At 70.0% G+C, this 19,621-nt stretch carries 1 protein-coding gene (cut by a window edge); it reads left to right on the forward strand.

The window, feature by feature from the left end; genetic code table 11:
* A protein-coding gene (locus BO221_RS29235; protein ID WP_073563946.1) for a hybrid non-ribosomal peptide synthetase/type I polyketide synthase crosses the window boundary here: on the forward strand, positions 1-19,621 show its 5' portion. The gene runs 23,297 nt beyond the window's last position; the window shows 19,621 of its 42,918 coding nt (coding positions 1-19,621); the start codon lies at positions 1-3; its stop codon lies off the right edge, out of view.

Genomic DNA, 19,621 nt, shown 5'->3' on the forward strand with positions numbered 1-19,621 from the left:
ATGACGTTCCCCTCGCCTGTTTCCCGTGCGTCGACGCTGCTCGAGTTGCTCGAAGAGCGCGCCTCCCGCCACGGCGAGCGACGCCTGTTCTCCTTCCTGGAGGACTCCGAAGGCGACTCCTCCGAGCTCACCTACGCGGGGCTGTGGCAGCGAGCATGCGGCCTGGGGGCTCTCCTCCAGCAAGAGGTGCCAGCGGGCGAGCGGGCCGTCCTCCTCTACCCTCCTGGCCTCGACTATGTCACCGGCTTCTTCGGCTGCCTGGCCGCGGGTGTCACCGCCGTCCCCGCCTACCCCCCGGACCCCTCGCGTCTGGAGCGCACCCTTCCCCGCCTGCGCTCCCTCATCCACGACGCCCAGGCCTCCGTCATTCTCGCCCCCTCCTTCATCACCTCCATGGCGGAGTTCCTCTTCGAGTCCGCCCCGGACCTGCGCAACTTGCGCTGGGTGGCCACCGACGAGCTTCCCCAGGGCTCGGAGTCCAACTGGAAGCGGCCAGAGCTGACGAGCGACTCTCTCGCCTTCCTCCAGTACACCTCTGGCTCCACGGGCACGCCCAAGGGCGTCATGCTCAGCCACGCCAACCTGCTGCACAACCTCCACCTCATCCACGGCGCCTTCCGCATGCACGAGGGCAGCGCCGGTGTCATCTGGCTGCCGCCCTACCATGACATGGGCCTCATCGGCGGCATCCTCGGCACGGTGTACGGGGGTTTCTCCACCTCCCTCATGTCTCCGCTGAGCTTCCTGCGCCGGCCCCTGCGCTGGCTGGAGGAAGTCTCCCGCACTCGCGGCACCATCAGCGGTGGCCCCAACTTCGCCTTCGACTTGTGCGTGCGCAAAACCACCGAGGCCGAGCGCTCCTCCCTCGACTTGAGCCACTGGGAAGTCGCCTTCTGCGGTGCCGAGCCCATCCGCGCAGAAACCCTGGAGCGCTTCGCCCAGGCCTTCGCCGTCTCCGGCTTCCGCCGCCAGGCCTTCTACCCGTGCTACGGCCTGGCCGAGGGCACCCTCATCGTCTCGGGCGGTGAGGTGGGTGCCCTCCCCCAGCAGCAGGCCCTGGACGTGCAGCAGTTGCGCGAGGGACGCGCCGTGGCCGTCGAGGCGGAGACGGCTCGCAACCAGGTACTGGTGGGCTGCGGACTGGCGCTCGCGGAGCAGGAAGTGCTCGTGGTGCACCCGGAAACCTTCTCTCGCTGCGCGCAGGGAGAGGTGGGTGAGGTGTGGGTGAAGGGGCCCAGCGTCGCCCAGGGTTACTGGCGCCGCCCCGAGGACACCCAGCGCGACTTCCACTCCCACACCGCCGACGGCTCGGGGCCCTTCCTGCGCACCGGTGACCTGGGCTTCCTGCGCCAGGACGGCCAGCTCTTCGTCACCGGCCGTCTGAAGGACCTGCTCATCATCCGCGGGCGCAACCACCACCCCCAGGACGTGGAGCTGACGGCGGAGCAGGCGACTCCCGCGCTGCGGCCAGGGTGCGGTGCCGCCTTCTCGGTGGAGGTGGAAGGCGAGGAGCAACTGGTGCTGGTGTACGAGCGCGATACGCGCCGCCAGCCGGAGGAGAGCGTCGAGTCGGTAGCCCAGACACTGCGCCAGCGCATTGCCGAGCAGCATGAGTTGCGCCTGCACGCGCTCACCCTCCTGGCCCCGGGCAGCCTGCCCAAGACGTCCAGCGGCAAGATTCAGCGTCGCGCCGCTCGCGCCGCCTTCCTCGCCGGTGAGCTGCAGGAGGTGGCGGCCTGGCGTGAGCAGGGGCTGGAGGTGACGGGGGCGCTGAGCGTCTCCGCCGCGCAGGCGGAGGCCACGCCCGAGACCGAGGCCCGGCCGGAATCGCCGGAAGCGCTCGAGGCCTGGCTGCGCACGCGCTTCGCTCGCCGGCTCCGCATGCAGCCCGAGCAGTTGGACGCGCACGAGCCGCTCACCCGCTACGGCCTGGACTCCCTGGCCGCGGTGGAGTTCAGCCACGAGGTGGAGAAGGGGCTGGGCCTCTCCCTCCCCATGGAGGTGGTGCTCAGCGGCCCCAGCCTCTCTCAGCTCGTCGAGCGCCTGTCCTCGCAGTCTGCCCTTCCCTCCGGCACGCCGCTCCTGCCTCGGGCCTCCGCCTCCGAGACGGAGGAGGACACACTTCCCTCCTTCGCCCAGTCGCGCCTGTGGTTCCTGGAGCAGCTCGCCCAGGGTGAGACGCATGAGCTCATTCCCGCCGCCGTGCGGCTACAGGGGCCTCTGGACACTCGCGCCCTGGAGCTCGGCCTGGCCGAGGTCGTGCGTCGCCACGACTCCCTGCGCACCACCTTCCTCTCCGAGGCTGGCCAGCCCCGGCGGGTGGTTCATGCCGAGCTCCCCTCGGCGGTGCGGCATGTGGACCTGTCCGCACTGCCCGCCGAGCAGCGCGACGCCGAGGTGCGGCACCTGGCCCTCGAAGAGGCCCGGCGTCCCTTCGACCTGGCTCGCGGCCCCCTGCTGCGCACCTCCCTGCTGCGCCTGTCCGACTCCGAGCACGTCCTCGTCCTGGTGATGCACCACATCATCTCCGACGGCGGCTCCATGGGTGTGCTGCTGCGGGAAATGGCCTCCCTCTACGAGGCCTTCTCCCAGGGCCGTCCCTCGCCCCTGCCTGCGCTGCCTCTGCAATACGGCGACTACAGCCGCTGGCAGCGTCAGTGGCTCGAGGGTGACGTCCTCCAGCGGGGCCTCTCCTACTGGAAGCAGCAACTCTCCGGCGCTCCCGCCGTCCTGGAGTTGCCCACCGACAGGCCTCGCCCCTCCGTGCGCAGCCAGCGCGGCGCCAGTCTGCCCGTGCGTCTATCCCCCGAACGGTGGGAAGCGCTGAAGGCTCTGGCTCGCGCCGAGGGCACCACGCCCTTCATGCTGCTTCAGGCCGCCTTCCAGGTACTCCTCTTCCGCTACTCGGGCCAGGAGGACTTCTGCCTCGGCACCCCCGTCGCCGGCCGCCCCCGCCCCGAGTTGGACGGCCTCATCGGCTTCTTCGTCAACACCCTGGTGCTTCGCGCCCGTCTCGACGGCAACCCCTCCTTCCGCGAGTTGTTGCGGCGCGTGCGTGAGACGACGCTCTCCGCCTACGCCCACCAAGACATGCCCTTCGAGCGTCTCGTCGAGGAGCTGCGCCCCTCGCGTGACTTGAGCAGCACGCCTCTCTTCCAGGTGATGCTCGCCCTCCAGCCTCACCCCCTCGCCTCCGCCTCCCTCCCGGGACTGCGCCTTCACTCGCTGGAGCTGGAGAGCCATGTCGCTCGCTTCGACCTCGAGCTCTCCCTCTTCGAGTCCGACGAAGGGCTGAGTGGCACGCTCGGCTTCAGCACGGACCTCTTCGAGCCCTCCACCGCCTCTCGCATGGTGGGCCACTTGGACGTGTTGCTCCAGGCCATTGTCTCCCGGCCCGAGGCGCTTCTCTCCGAGCTCCCCCTGCTCTCCGACTCCGAGCGCCAGCAGGTGCTCGTCGACTTCAACGCCACCTCCTCCCCCTTCCCCTCCGACGCCTGCATCCACCACCTCTTCGAGAAGCAGGTGGCCCTGCGTCCCGACGCCGTGGCCGTGGAATTCGGCGAGCAGCGCCTCTCCTGGCGTGAGCTGGACTCTCGCTCCAACCAGCTCGCCCATCTGCTGCGCTCTCATGGCGTGGGGCCTGACTCCCTCGTCGCCCTCTGCATCGAACGCTCCCTGGAGCTCATCGTCTCCCTCCTGGGCATTCTCAAGGCCGGCGGCGCCTACCTCCCGCTCGACGCCTCCTACCCGGCCCAGCGCCTGGCCTTCATGTTGGAGGACGCTCCTCCACGGCTGTTGCTCACCTCTCAGGCACTGCGCTCCCAGCTCCCTGTCTCCGAGGCGCTGCCCTGCCTCCTCTGGGAGGAGTTGAGCCTCGAGGGCCTGCCCACTTCCGCTCCGGACTCCGGCGTCACCTCGCGCAACCTCGCCTACGTCGACTTCACCTCCGGCTCCACCGGCAGGCCCAAGGGCGTCGCCATCGAGCACCGCTCCGTCCTGCGCCTACTGCACGGCGCCTCCTACGCCCACCTCTCTCCCGAGGAGACCTTCCTCCTCCTCGCCCCCATCTCCTTCGACGCCTCCACCCTCGAAGTCTGGGGACCTCTGGTCCACGGTGCTCGCCTCGTCGTCTTCCCTCCGCAGTCTCCCAGCGACCTGGACCTGCTCACGCAGGTGCTGGAGCGCCACGGCGTCACCACGCTCCACCTCACCTCGGGTCTCTTCACCCAGGCCGTCGACCACAAGCTCGACAGTCTGCGCGGCCTGCGTCAGCTCCTCACCGGTGGCGATGTCGTCTCCGCCCCACACGTCCGCCGCGCCCTGGAGCAGCTGCGCATTCCCGTGACGGCCTGCTACGGCCCCACCGAGAGCACCCTCTTCACCTCCTGCTTCCGGATGACTCGTCCCGAGCAGCCGGGTGACTCCGTGCCCATTGGCACCCCCATCGCCAACACCCAGGTGTACCTGCTCGACGCGCACCTGCGGCCCGTGCCCGTGGGCGTGCCCGGTGAGCTCTACATCGGCGGCGACGGCCTCGCCCGTGGCTACCTCTCCCGCCCGGACCTCACCGCCGAGCGCTTCCTCCCCAACCCCTTCTCCTCCACTCCTGGTGAGCGTCTCTACCGCACCGGTGACCTCGCCCGCTGGCGCCCGGATGGTGTCCTCACCTTCCTCGGCCGCATCGACAATCAGGTAAAGATTCGCGGCTACCGCATTGAGCTGGCCGAGGTGGAAGCCGCCCTCCTCTCCCTCCCCGAGGTTCGTGAGGCCGTCGCCCTCGTCCGAGAGGACGTGCCCGGCGACAAGCGCCTCGTCGCCTACGTCGTTCCTCCTCCGGGACAGCCTCTCCCCGATGTGGACTCTCTGCGGGCCTCCCTCGCGCAGCGGCTCCCCGAGTTCATGCGGCCCTCCGCCTTCGTCGCATTGGAGAGCCTCCCGCTCACCTCCAACGCCAAGGTGGACCGCAAGGCCCTGCCCGCTCCCGACGGCTCGCGGCACCTGCCGTACACGCCTCCCGCGACCCCCACCGAGGAGCGGCTCGCCGCGCTGTGGGCCCAGGTGCTGCGTGTCCCCCAGGTGGGCCGCGACGACGACTTCTTCTCCCTCGGCGGCCACTCCCTGCTGGCCACCCAGGTGGTGGCGCGCCTGCACGCCACCTTTGGCGTGGAATTGCCGTTGCGCACCCTCTTCGAGGCCCCCACCCTGCGGAGCTTCGCGGCGCGCCTCGACGCCCAGAGCCACGACACCTCACGGCTTCCCCCGCTGGTGCCAGCGCCTCGGAACGGCCCGCTGCCCCTCTCCTTCGCCCAGCAGCGGCTGTGGTTCCTCGATCAGCTCGAGCCCGAGAGCCCTCTCTACAACCTCCCAGCCGCCATCCGGCTCGAGGGCACCCTGGACCTCGCCGCGCTCCGGCATGGCTGCCAGGAGCTGGTGCGCCGCCACGAGTCCCTGCGCACCACCTTCCGCTCCGAGGCAGGGCAGCCCCTCCAGGTCATCGCTCCCTCCCTCGACCTCCCCCTGGAGGTAGTGGACCTCTCGGGCCTCACCTCCGAGCAACGCGAGGCGGAGTTGCTGCGTCTCGTCCAGGAGGACGCTCAGCGCCCGTTCCAGCTCTCCACGGGTCCGCTCCTGCGCACCCACCTGCTGCGGCTCTCCGGCAGCGAGCACGTGCTGCTGCTCAACATGCACCACATCATCTCCGATGGCTGGTCCACGGGTGTGCTGGTGCGGGAGCTGGCGGCTCTCTATGAGGCCCATCTCCAGGGCAAGTCCTCTCCGCTGCCCGAGTTGCCGGTGCAGTACGCGGACTACGCCGTCTGGCAGCGCCAGTGGCAGAGCCAGGTGCTCGAGCGGCAACTCTCGTACTGGAAGCAGCAGCTCGCCGGGGCGCCGCAAACCCTGGAGTTGCCTACCGACAAGCCTCGGCCCGCCATCCAGTCCGTCCGCGGCGCACAGCTTCCCGTGAAGCTTTCAAAGGAGAGCTCCGAGCGCCTCCTCCAGCTTTGCCAGCGTGAAGGTGTCACGCCCTTCATGGCCCTGCTGGCCACCTTCCAGCTCCTCCTCGCCCGCTACTCCAACCAGGACGACATCTGCGTCGGCTCTCCCATCGCCGGCCGCCGCCACGCCGAGCTCGAGGGCCTCATCGGCTTCTTCGTCAACACCCTCGTCCTGCGTTCCCGTATCGACTCGCGGACCTCCTTCCGCTCGCTGCTCTCCCAGGTCCGTTCCACCACCCTCGATGCCTTCGAGCACCAGGACGTTCCCTTCGAGAAGCTCGTCGAGGAATTGCGGCCTCCGCGTGACTTGAGCCGCACTCCGCTCTTCCAGGTGATGTTCGCTCTCCAGAACGCCCCCATGGGCAACCTGGAGCTCCCGGGCCTCTCCCTGCGAGCCCTGCCTCCCGTCGAGCTCACCTCCAAGTTCGACCTCACCCTCTTCCTCTCCGAGGGCCCGGAGGGCTTCACCGGCTCCCTGGAGTACTGCGCGGACCTCTTCGAGCGTGACACCGCCGCTCGCATGATGAGCCACCTGCAGGTGCTGCTCACCTCCGTCCTCACCTGGCCCGAAGCCCCCCTCGCATCCCTGCCGCTGATGACCGGCGCCGAGCGTCAGCAGGTGCTGGTGGATTGGAACGCGACGGGAGCCGAGTACCCGCGCGAGGCGTGCGTCCACGAGCTCGTGGAGGCACATGCCCGTGCGAGGCCGGACGCGTTGGCGGTGGCGGACAAGCACCGGAAGCTGACGTACCGGGAGCTGGACGAGCGGGCCAACCAGCTGGCGCACCACCTGCGGACGTTGGGCGTGGGACCGGATTCGGTGGGCGTGGTGTGCGTGGAGCGCTCGGTGGACTTCATCGTGGGAGCGCTGGCCATCCTGAAGGCGGGTGGCGCGTACCTGCCGGTGGACGTGGCGTACCCGACGGAGTGGCAGCGCCAGGTGGTGGGTGACAGCGGTGCGAAGGTGGTGCTGTCGCATCGCGTACGGGCGGGCAGTGTGGAGGGAGCCGGGGCGGCGGTGGTGTGCCTGGATGACGCGAGCGTGCTGGAGGCGCAACCGAAGCACCGGCCGGAGACGGGCGTGTGCGCGGAGAACCTGGCGTACAGCATCTACACGTCGGGCTCGACGGGCAGGCCCAAGGGCGTGGCGGTGTCGCACCGGAGCCTCGTCAACCTGGGCAGCTGGTACCAGAGCACGTACGAGGTGAAGCCGGAGGACAGGACGACGCTGGTGGTGGGCCTGTCCTTCGATGTGTCCGTCTGGGAGGTGTGGCTCAACCTCATGGTGGGTGCGAGCGTGCACATGCCAGCGGACGACGTGCGCGCGGAGCCGCGCCGGCTGCTGCAATGGCTGGAGGAGGAGCAGATCACCGTGTCCTTCATGGCGACGCCCATGGCGGAGGCGGTGCTGGAGGAGAAGTGGCCGGAGGGGGTGGTGCTGCGGTGGCTCTTCACCGGAGGAGACAAGCTGACCCGCCGGCAGCGCCAGGAATTGAAGAAGGTGGCGCTGGTGAATGTGTATGGCCCCGCGGAGAACACGGTGGCCACCACCATCTGCACGGTGGAGCCGGAGGGAGTGGTGGAGGGGTTGCCGCACATCGGGCGGCCGCTGGCGAACGTGCGGGTGTACGTGCTGGACGAGCGGCTGGCGCCGGTGCCGGTGGGCGTGTGGGGCGAGCTGTACATCGGCGGAGAGAGCCTGGGCCGTGGCTATCTGGACCGGCCAGCGCTGACGGCGGAGCGGTTCATCCCCAACCCGTTCGAGCAGAACGGAGCGCGGATGTACCGGACGGGAGACGTGGTGCGCTACTTCCCGGACGGGAACATCGAGTTCCGGGGCCGCAACGACTTCCAGGTGAAGATTCGCGGTTTCCGCATCGAGCTGGGTGAAATCCAGTCCGTCCTCGACAAGCACCCGGGCGTGCGCCAGTCCGTGGTGTTGGTGCGGGAAGACGTACCGGGCAACAAGAGGCTGGTGGCGTACTGGGTGGCGCAGGAGGGACAGGAGCCGGAGGATTCCGAGCTGCGCGAGCACCTGAAGCAGAAGCTGCCCGCGCACATGGTGCCCTCGGCCTTCGTGAAGCTGGAGAAGGTGCCGCTCACGCCCAACGGGAAGGTGGACAGAAAGGCCCTGCCCGCGCCCCAGGGCGTGTCCGCCAGCTCGGCCGAGTTCGAGCCCCCGCGCAACGAGCTGGAGGTGCAGCTCGCCGCCCTCTGGTGCGGAGTGCTGGGCGTGCCCCAGGTGGGCATCCACGACGACTTCTTCTCCCTGGGCGGCCACTCGCTGCTGGCCACCCAGCTCATCTCACGCATCCGCTCGGTCTTCGGCGTCGAGATGCCCCTGCGCTCCATCTTCGAGCGCCCCACGATCGCGGCGCTCGCCGGCCAGCTGGAGGGGGCCCTCGTCCAGAGCCGCCCCTCGGCGCCTTCTCTGCTCCCCACGTCTCGAGAGGGCTCGCTGCCTGTCTCCTTCGCGCAGAGGCGGATGTGGATTCTGGATCAGCTCCACCCCCTGCACGCCGACTACAACGTCTTCTTCGCGCTTCGGATGGAGGGAGCCCTCCAGGTGGACGTGCTCCGCCGCGCCCTCTCCGAGGTGGTTCGCCGTCATGAAGCCCTGCGCACCGTCTTCCGCTCCGGCATCGATGGCCTGAGCCAGCTCATCCTCCCCGAGTCCTCGCTGTCCCTGGACGAGGTGGATCTCTCGTCTCTGTCCGCTCCAGCGCGCGAGGCGGAGATGCTCCAGCGGGCCGAGCAGGAGTCTCAGCGTCCCTTCGATCTGGCCACCGGCCCCCTCTTCCGGGTGCAGCTGCTGCGCCTCTCTTCCAGCGAGCATGTGCTGCTGCTCAACATGCACCACATCGTCTCGGATGGCTGGTCCATCGGCGTGCTGGTGCGCGAGGTGGCGGCCCTCTACGAGGCGTTCTCCCGCAGCCTCCCGTCTCCCCTCCCCGAGCTTCTCATCCAGTACGCCGACTACGCCTCCTGGCAGCGGCAGTGGCTGGAAGGAGAAGTGCTGAACGAGCAGCTTCTCTGGTGGCGCCAGCAACTCGCCGGGGCGCCCAAAACCCTGGAGCTGCCTACCGACAAGCCTCGCCCCGCCGTCCAGTCCTTCCGTGGCGCACGGGTTCCCGTCCAGCTCTCGAAGGAGCTCTCCGAGCGCCTCCTCCAGCTCTGCCAGCGCGAGGGTGTCACGCCCTTCATGGCCCTGCTGGCCGCCTTCCAGCTCCTGCTCTCCCGCTACTCCCACCAGGATGACGTCTGCGTCGGCTCCCCCATCGCTGGCCGCCGGCATGCCGAGCACGAAGGCCTCATCGGCTTCTTCGTCAACACCCTCGTCCTGCGTGCTCGCTTCGCGGGTGCCATCTCCTTCCGCGAGCTGCTGCACCAGGTGCGGGAAACCACCCTTGGTGCCTTCGCCCACCAGGACATTCCCTTCGAGAAGCTCGTCGAGGAGCTCCAGCCCCAGCGTGACCTGAGCCGCTCGCCCCTCTTCCAGGTCATCTTCGCCTTGCAGAACGCGCCCATGCCCGAGATGGCGCTTCCGGGGCTGACGCTGCGCCCGCTCGAGGTGGAGAACCGCGTCACCAAGTGCGACGCCAGCCTCATCCTCACCCCCTCCGAGAACGGCTTCCACGGCTTCTTCGAGTACGCCACCGATCTCTTCGAGCACTCCACCGTCTCTCGCATGATGGGCCATTTCGTGGCCCTCCTGGAGGCCGCGCTCTCCCATCCCGGGTCGCGCCTCTCCGAGTTGCCGCTGATCTCCGAGGCCGAGCGCCAGCAGGTGCTCGTCACCTGGAACCAGACGCAGCGGGACTACCCGCGCGACGCCTGCATCCACCACCTCATCCAGCAGCAGGCGGCCCTTCGCCCCGATGCCATCGCCGTCGAGTTCGGCGAGCAGCGCCTCTCCTGGCGTGAGCTGGACTCTCGTTCCAACCAGCTCGCCCACCTGCTGCGCTCCCACGGCGTGGGGCCCGACTCCCTCGTCGCGATCCGCCTCGAGCGCTCCGTGGAGCTCATCGTCTCCCTGGTGGGCATCCTCAAGGCCGGTGGCGCCTACCTCCCGCTCGATGCCTCCTACCCGGCCCAGCGCCTGGCTTTCGTGTTGGAGGACGCTGCGCCCCGGCTCCTGCTCACCACCCGCGCCCTGCGCTCCCTCCTCAGCCTCCCCGACTCGCTCCCCTGCCTCTTCTGGGACGAGCTGAGCCTGGAGGGCCAGCCCACGTCCGCGCCAGACACGGGCGTCACCTCGCGCAACCTCGCCTACGTCCACTTCACCTCCGGCTCCACCGGCAGGCCCAAGGGCGTTGCCATCGAGCACCGCTCCGTCGTCCGTCTCTTCCATGGTGCCCGCTTCGCCCACTTCGGACCCGAGACGAGCTTCCTGCACCACTCCCCCATCTCCTCCGACGCCACCACGCTCGAGATCTGGGGCACCCTCCTCTTCGGCGGCCGCGTCGTCGTCTTCCCGTCCCAGTCCCCGAGCGACCTGAACCTGTTGACGCAGGTGCTGGAGCAGCACGGCGTCTCCACGCTCTATCTGTCCGCGGACCTGCTCGCCCTCGCCGTCGACCACAAGCTCGACGGACTGCGTGGCCTGCGCCAGCTCCTCACCGGGGGTGACGCCGTCTCCGCCCCCCACGCGCGCCGCGTGCTCGAGCAGCTGCGCATCCCCCTCTCCAACAGCTACGGCCCCACCGAGGGCACCGTCATCGCCTCCTGCCTCCCGCTCTCTCTGCCCGAGCAGGTCGGCGCCTCCATCTCCATCGGTTCCCCCATCGCCAACACCCAGGTGTACCTGCTGGACGCCTCCTTCCAGCCCGTGCCTCCCGGTGTCCCCGGTGAGATCTTCATCGGTGGCGAGGGCCTCGCTCGCGGCTACACCTCCAGGCCGGAGCTCACCGCCGAGCGCTTCCTCCCCAACCCCTTCTCCTCCGCTCCGGGTGAGCGCATCTACCGCACCGGTGACCTCGCCCGCTGGCTCTCGGACGGCACCCTCGAGTTCCTCGGTCACGCCGACGCTCAGGTGAGCCTGCGCGGCTACCGCATCGAGCTGCCCGAGGTGGAGTCCGCCCTCCTCTCCCATCCCGAGGTGCGCGAGGCTGTGGCCGTGGTCCGCGAGGACTCTCCCGGCGACAAGCGCCTCGTCGCCTACGTCACCAGCGACTCGCAGCAGCTCGATGTCTCGGCCCTGCGCTCCTTCCTCAAGCAGCGCCTGCCCGATTTCATGCTGCCCTCGGCGCTCGTCCGCCTCGAGGCTCTCCCTCTCTCGTCCAGCTCCAAGGTCGACCGCAAGGCGCTTCCTCCTCCCGACGTCTCCTCCACCGGCCGCACCAGCCATTTCGTGGAGCCCACCACGCCCCTGGAGCGCCAGCTCGTCTCCATCTTGTCCCGCGAGCTGGGCATCGATGACGTGGGCGTGGATGACCACTTCTTCGAGAAGCTCGGCGGCACCTCCCTGTCCGTCATCAAGATCGCGACCCGGATGCGCGAGGAGTTGGGGCGTGAAGTGCCGGTGACGTTGCTCTTCGAGCACCCCACCGTCAGCGACCTGGCCCGGCGCCTGGAAGCGGGCACCCCACAGGCTCCAGCGCCCCGGGAGCAACAGGAGACCCAGGCAGCCGAGCGCTCCGGCCCGGAGGACATCGCCATCATCGGCATGTCCGGCCGCTTCCCGGGGGCTCGCTCCGTCGACGAGCTCTGGCAGAACCTGCGCCAGGGCGTCGAGTCCATCTCCCGCTTCTCTCCCGAGGAGTTGGAGCCGATCTCCGACCTCCCCGAGGGCATCTTCCAGTGGCAGCACCCCCAGTTCGTCCCCGCGGGTGGCGTGCTCGCTGACGCCGACAAGTTCGACCCCGGCTTCTTCGACATCTCGCTGCGCGAAGCGCAGTGGATGGACCCGCAGCAACGCCTCTTCCTTCAGACCGCCTGGAGCGCTCTGGAGGACGCGGGTGTCGATCCGGAGCGCACCCAGGGCCGCATCTCGCTGTACGCGGGTGCCTCGGACTCCGGCTACTCGCAGTTGGTGCGGAAGAACGTGCCGCTGAATCCCGCCGCCTTCTTCGAGGCGGGCACCAACGCCACGCACCAGGGCATGGCCACCAAGGCCTCCTACAAGCTGCGCCTCACCGGCGAGAGCCTCATGGTCTACACGGCCTGCTCCACGGGCCTGGTGGCCGTGCACATGGCCTGTGAGAGCCTGCGCCAGCGTCAGTCCGATGTGGCCCTCGCCGGCGCCACCAACCTCGCCCTCCCGCAGAAGACGGGCTACGTCTACCAGGAGGGGATGATCCTCTCTCCGGACGGCCACTGCCGCGCCTTCGATGCTCGCGCCCAGGGAACCGTCGCGGGCAACGGTGTCGCCGCCGTCGTGCTCAAGCGTTTGTCCGATGCTCAGCGCGATGGCGACTCCATCTACGCCGTCATCAAGGGCTCGGCCATCAACAACGATGGCCACCTGAAGTCCGGCTACACCGCCCCCAGTGTCCAGGGTCAGTCCTCCGTCATCCAGGAGGCCCTGGAGCATGCCCGCCTGCGGCCCGAGGACATCGGCTACGTCGAGGCCCATGGCACCGGTACGCCGCTGGGGGATCCGCTCGAAATCGCCGCCCTCCAGCGTGCCTACGGCCTGGGCGCCGGGCACAAGGGCACCATTCCCCTCGGCTCGGTGAAGACGAACATCGGCCACCTGGACACCGTGGCGGGATTGGCGGGCCTCATCAAGGCGGCGCTGGTGTTGCGCCATGAGGAGATTCCCCCCAGCCTCAACTTCGAGCAGCCCAACCCCGCCATCAACTTCGACGCGGGGCCCTTCGTCGTCAACACGGCCCTCCGGGAGTGGAAGCGCGGCCCGGTGCCTCGGCGCGCGGCGGTCAGCTCCTTTGGCATTGGCGGCACCAATGCCCACGCCATCCTCGAGGAGGCTCCCGAGCAGCGCAGCGAGCCCAGCCAGCGTCCCCACCAGGTGGTGCTGCTGTCGGCGCGTACGCCCGCGGCTCTGGATGCCCTGGGTGAGCGGCTCGCGGCACACGTGGAGGCACACCCGCGCCTGTCGCTGGCAGACGTGGCCTTCACGCACACCCTGGGCCGCAGGGGCTTCGAGCACCGCCGGGCCGTGGTGGCAAAGAACGCGGCCGAGCTGGTGCAGCGCCTGCGCAAGCCCGGGGCGGCCGTGGAGCTGGACGACGTGGAGTCGGGCCGCCGCCTGCGTGTGGCCTTCCTCTTCCCGGGCCAGGGCGCACAGCAGGTCGCCATGGGCCGCGAGCTGTACCAGGCCGAGCCCGACTTCCGCGCTCACGTGGACATGTGCCTCGGGTTGCTGGAGATGCCTCTGCGCGAGGAGGTGCGCTCGCTGCTCATGCCCGAGCCGGGCCAGGAGGCCGCCGCCAAGGAGCTGCTGTCCCATCCCCGCGTGGCCCTGCCCGCGCTCTTCACCGTGGAATACTCCCTGGCCCGCACGTGGATGGGCTGGGGGGTGACGCCTCACGCCCTGCTGGGCCACAGCTACGGCGAGTACGTGGCCGCTTGCCTCGCGGGTGTCTTCTCCCTGGCCGACGCGCTGAAGCTGGCCGTGGCGCGCGGCCGGCTGATGGAAGGCATGGCTCCGGGCGCCATGCTCGCGGTGGGCCTGTCCGAGGCGGAGGTGCGTCCGCTGCTCTCCGGCCGCCTGTCCCTGGCCGCCCTCAACGCTCCGGGCCGCTGCGTCGTCTCCGGCCCCATTGCCGAGGTGGAGCTCCTGACGGAGGAACTCAAGCGCCGCGACGTGGGCACGCTGCGGCTGCCGGCGCCCCATGCCTTCCACTCCGCCGACGTCGAGCCCTTCATGCCCGAGCTGGTGCGGGTGGTGACCTCGCTGGGCCGCTCGGCCCCCAAGGCGAAGCTCGTCTCCAGCCTCACTGGTACCTGGGCCACCGCCGAGGAGATGACCGACCCGGGCTATTGGGCCCGGCAGATGCGCCAGCCCGTGCGCTTCGCCTCGAGCATCGAGGCCCTCCTCGGCGAGGGCTGCGGCCTGCTGCTGGAAGTGGGCCCGGGGCAGGACCTCACCGCCCTGGTCCGCGCCAACGTGGACACCAAGAGCGGCAAGGTGAAGGCACTCCCATCCCTGCGCCGCCAGGGCAGCTCCGCCTCGGAGCACGCCGTGTTCCTACAGGCCCTGGGCGACGCATGGGCCCATGGCCTGACCCCGGACTGGAAGGCCTTCTACGCCCGCGAGCGGCGCCTGCGCCTCTCCCTCCCCACCTATCCCTTCCAGGAGAAGCGTTGCTGGGTGGAGGCGGTGCCTGGCCTGGCGCCCACCCTGCCCGCCATGGCGCTCCCGGGCGCGCATCCCGCCACGGCCGCCACTCCGGCCCTCGCGCGCCTCGACCCGGCCCCCGCGGCCGCTCCCGTGGCCGCGCCTCCTCCTGGGCGGGAGGACATGCCTCGCGGTGACATCGAGGAGCGCGTGGCCGCCCTCTGGCGTGCCCGCCTCGGCCTCGAATACGTCGGCCGCGACGAGAGCTTCCTCGAGCTCGGCGGCAACTCGCTGCTGGCCGCGCAGATGCTCACGCAGATGCGCGACACCTTCGGGGTCAACCTCCCCCTCGCGGATCTCTTCGACAGCCCCACCGTCGCCGGGATCGCCTCCCGCATCGAGGCCCTGCTCCAGTCCGCGCCGAAGCAGCAGCAGACCCAACAGAAGACCCTGAAGCTGGTGCCCCTCACGCGCGACGGCGAGCTGAAGCTCTCCTACGTGCAGGAGCGCACCTGGCGCCTGGAGCAGTTCCTCCCGGGCCTGTCCGCCTACAGCATCCCCTTCGTCCTCCGCCTCGAGGGCGCCCTGGACGCGCGGATGCTCGAGCGCGCCATCCAGGAGGTCGTCCAGCGCCACGAGGCGCTGCGCACCACGTATGACACCGTCGATGGCCGCCCCGTGCAGCGCTTCCATGCGAAGGTGCACGTGCCGCTCGAGGTGCTGGTGCTCGACGGCACTCCCGAGGAGCGCGAGGCCGAGGCCCTGCGCCTGGCGCGCGAGGACGCCGCACGGCCCTTCGATCTGGTGAAGGGGCCGGTGCTGCGCACCACGCTGCTGCGGCTGCGCGAGGACGTCCACATCCTGGTGGGCGGCATCCACCACATCGTCAGCGATACGCTCTCCATCACCATCTTCGTCCACGAGATGGCCGCCCTCTACGTGGCCATGCGCGAGGGGAAGCCCTCGCCGCTGCCGGCCCTGCCCGTGCAGTACGCCGACTTCGGCCACTGGCAGCGCCGCAGCGTCAGCGAGAACCTCCTGGCCGAGCAGCAGCAGTGGTGGCGCCAGCAGCTCGCCGGCATGCCGCCGCGGCTGAACCTGCCCACGGACAGGCCCCGGCCCGCCACCTGCCCGCTCACCTCGGAACGCATGTCCGCGGACTTCCCTCCCGCGCTCGCCAACGAGCTGGTGGCCTTCGGCCGCCGCGAGGGCTTCACCTCCTTCGTCATCCTGCTGGCCGCCTGGCAGGCCCTGCTGCACCGCTACAGCGGACAGACGGACATCGTCGTCGGCACCCCCATCGCCAACCGCACCCAGCCCGAGTTGCAGACGCTCATCGGCTACGTGGCCCACTCGGTGGCGCTGCGCACGGACGTGGGGGGTGATCCCACCTTCCGCGAGCTGCTCGGCCGCGTGCGCGAGGTGCTGTTGGGCGCGCAGAACCACCCGGACGTCCCCTTCGAGCAACTCATCGAGGAGATGTTCCCCCAGCACGACATCGGCCGTGGCCGCATCACGGACAGCATCTTCGTGCTCCACAGCAATCCGGCTGGCGACTCGCAGCAGCTGCCCGGCCTGCGCGCCAGCCTGATCGACGTGCCGGACGCGCCCGTGCAGTGGGGCGCGACGCTGTCGGACCTGACCCTGGTGTTCCGCGAGGTGCCCGGCCACCTGCACTGCGCGCTGGAGTACGCCACCGAGCTCTTCGACGCCTCCACCGCTCGCCGCTTCCTGGAGCACCTGCGGGTGCTGCTGACCGCGGGCATGGCCCGGCCGGACGAGCGCATCTCCCGCCTGCCCCTGCTCACCGGCGAGGAGCGGAAGCAGTGGATCCAGCCCCGGCCCGCGCCCACCTCGCCCTCCGTGCCCGAGTTGCTGGCCCGGCGCGCGGAGAGCACTCCCGCCACCGTGGCCGTCACGAAGGAAGGACAGTCCTGGACCCTGGGTGAGCTGATGACCCGGGCCCGGAGTCTGGCCGCCCGCCTGCACGCCCTGGGTGTGAAGCGCGGTGAGCCCGTCGTCGTCTGCCTCGAGCCCTCTCCCGAGAAGCTGCTGGCCCTCTGGGGCGTGTTGGAGGCCGGTGCCTCCGTCATGACCCTGGGCCCCTCCGAGCTCGGAAGCCTGCCCCAGTACGCCCCCGAAGGGGCGAGCGCGCCCGTGCTGCTCACCTGGCGTGGGCTCGTCACCGCCCAGAAGCTGGAGCCCTCTCGCGTCCTGTACGTGGAGTCCCTCGAGGACGCCCCGGCCCCGGCCGGGGCGAAGGCCCCCGTGCGTCCGGAGGACCCGGCCTGGCTCCTGCCCGTTGGCCCCTCTCAACCCGCCTGGGTGCTCTCCCAGGGTGGCCTGCTGCAGCTCTTCGAGACCCTGGACGCGCGGCTGAAGCCGTCCGAGGGCAGCACCTGGCTCGCCGCCGCCGAGAACGCGGTGGAGCGGCCGGAGATGGAGTGGTTGTGGGCGCTCTCGCGTGGCCTGCGCGTCCTCTTCCCCTCCCAGGAAGTGTCCACGAGCCTCTTGCACCTGCGCGGCGAGGGCATCCGCTCGCGCGCGGTGGACTTGAGCCTCATGTACTTCGCCAATGACGAAGACTCCATGCGGGGCGCCAAGTACGAGCTGCTGATGGAGGGGACGAAGTTCGCCGACGCCAACGGCTTCTCCGCCGTCTGGACGCCCGAGCGCCACTTCCACGCCTTCGGCGGCATCTATCCCCAGCCCGCCGTCCTTTCTGCGGCCGTGGCGGGCGCGACGCGCAACCTGCGCCTGCGCGCTGGCAGCGTGGTGCTGCCGCTGCATGATCCGCTCCTGGTCGCCGAGCAGTGGTCCGTGGTGGACAACCTCTCCAACGGACGCATCGACGTGTCCGTGGCCACGGGCTGGCACGTGCAGGACTTCTCGTTCGCTCCGCACAACTACGAGAACCGCCGCACCGTCCTCCTGGAGAACCTGAAGACGCTGCGAGCCGTCTGGCGCGGCGAGAAGCTCAAGCGCAAGGGCGGCGGTGGAGTGGAAGTGGAAGTCGGCCTGCGCCCGATTCCCGTGCAGCGCGAGCTGCCCATCTGGCTCACCGCCACCTCCAACCCGGAGACCTTCCGCCTGGCCGGTGAGCTGGGCGCGGGAGTGCTCACCGCCATGATGGCCCACAGCTTCGAGGAGCTGAAGGCCAAGGTGGGGCTGTACCGCGAGGCCTGGCGCCGTAACGGCCACCCGGGCCGCGGCCACATCACCGTCATGCTCCACACCTTCATCGGCGACGATGACCGCGAGGTGTTGGAGACGGTGCACAAGCCGCTGCTGGGCTATTTCCGCAGCTCGGTGGACATCATCGCCTCGCTGGCGGCGCTGCAGGGCTTCAAGGGTGACATCGCCAAGGTGCCCGAGGCCGACGTGCAGGCCATCCTGGAGCGCGGCTTCGAGCATTACGCCTACCAGGCGGGCCTCATCGGCTCGGTGGACAGCGGCGTGAAGCGCCTGGAGGTGGTGCGCCAGGCGGACGTGGACGAGGTGGCCTGCCTCATCGACTTCGGCCTGGACAACCAGACGGTGCTCCAGGGATTGCGCAAGCTGGCGGAGGTGCGCCAGCGCAGCGAGGAGCTCGCCGCCGGGCGCCAGCAGCAGGTGCTGGTGGAGGGCCGTCAGGGCATCGACGCGCTGGTGGAGCTGGCGCGGAGCTCGGGCGAGGTGCTGATGCACGCCTCGGCGCGGCTGGCCCGCTCGTTGTCGGAACTGCCCGAGGCCCGGCGGGCCCTGGAGCCGGTGAAGACCCTGGTGTTGGAGGAGACTTCCGCCGAGCTCGCCCGGGCACTGCGTGACGCGGCCGGGGTGCCGGTGCTGCGAAGGGGCGCGGTGGCGGACGGCTCGCTGGTGCCGCGCACGCCGGAGGAGGAGCTGCCCTCGGAAGTGCAGCGCTGGGTGCTGGACGAGTCCGGCCAGCCAGTGCCGCTCGGAGTCGTGGGCGAGCTGGCCCTCTGGGGCGCCGGTCTGCCGCAGGGCCTGTGGCGCACCTCCCGTGAGGACCACCAGCGGTGGGTCCCCCATCCGATGGACTCCTCCGCGCGCCTCTACCGCACCGGCCGTTATGTGCGCATGCGCACGGACGGTGGCCTGGAGCCCATGTCCGCGCCCGTGGTCCGCGCGAAGCGCCCCGCCGACACGGAGCGCCCCGCCAATGCCGTGGTGCCGGTGGCCGCTGGGGGGCCGTCCGCGCCCCCGCCCATTCCTCGCGCGCCAAGGAACAAGCCCCTGCCGCTCTCGTTCGCCCAGCAGCGGCTGTGGTACCTGCAGCAGATCGAGCCGCTGGGCGTGGCGTACAACAACGGCGTCACGTACCGCCTGAACGGCTCGCTGGACGCCGCCGCCCTCCATGGCGCCTTGGAGGAAGTGGTGAACCGCCACGAGGTGCTGCGGACCACCTATGCCCTGGGCGAGCAGGAAGCCGTCCAGATCATCCACCCGGAGTTCAAGCTGTCCATGCCCCTGGTGGAGCTGAATGCCTCGACGCCCGAGGAGGGGGAAGCCGAGGCGCTCCGGTTGTGCGGCGAGCACCTGATGCTGCCCTTCGATCTGGAGAAGGGCCCGGTGCTGCACGCGCTGCTCGTGCGGGTGGGGCCGGAGGAGCACATCCTCAACCTGGTCTTCCACCACATCGTCTCGGACGCCTGGTCCTCGCTGGTGCTGGCCAAGGAGCTGGTGCCGCTCTACACCGCCTACTGCGCCGGCCAGCCGTCGCCGCTGCCGCCCATGACGCTGCAATACGCCGACTTCGCGGTGTGGCAGCGCCAGTGGCTGGAAGGCGGGGTGATGGAGAGGGAGCTCGGCTGGTGGAAGCAGCGGCTCACGGGCGTTCCGCCCCTGGAGCTGCCCACCGACAAGCCCCGTCCGGCCGTCCAGACCCACAAGGGAGCCCTGCACCACTTCCTGCTGCCTCGGGAAATCTCCGAGCCGGCGCTGGCCCTGGGACGGCGTGAAGGCGCGACGTCCTTCATGGTGATCATGGCGCTCTTCCAGACGCTGCTGCACCGTTACAGCGGCCAGGAGGACTTCGCCGTGGGTCTGCCCACGGCCGGCCGTCACTACCCGGGGACGGAGGAGCTCATCGGCTGCTTCGTCAACACGCTCGCGGTGCGGGCCCCGCTGGGCGGAGCTCCGTCCTTCCGGGAGTTGTTGACGCGCGTGCGGAAGGCGTCGCTGGAGACCCTCGCCCACCAGGAGCTCCCGTTCGAGCGTCTGGTGGACGCGCTCCAGGTGCGCAGGGAGCCCAGCCGCTCGCCTGTGTTCCAGGTGGTGCTCAACGTCATCAACGTCCCCACGCCGCAGGCCGAGATGGCCGACTTGCGGCTGAGCGGCGTGAAGATCAACGCGGATACGACGAAGTTCGATCTGTCGCTCG

Origin of the sequence: Archangium sp. Cb G35 (assembly GCF_001896145.1) — a bacterium.
GTDB lineage: Bacteria > Myxococcota > Myxococcia > Myxococcales > Myxococcaceae > Archangium > Archangium violaceum.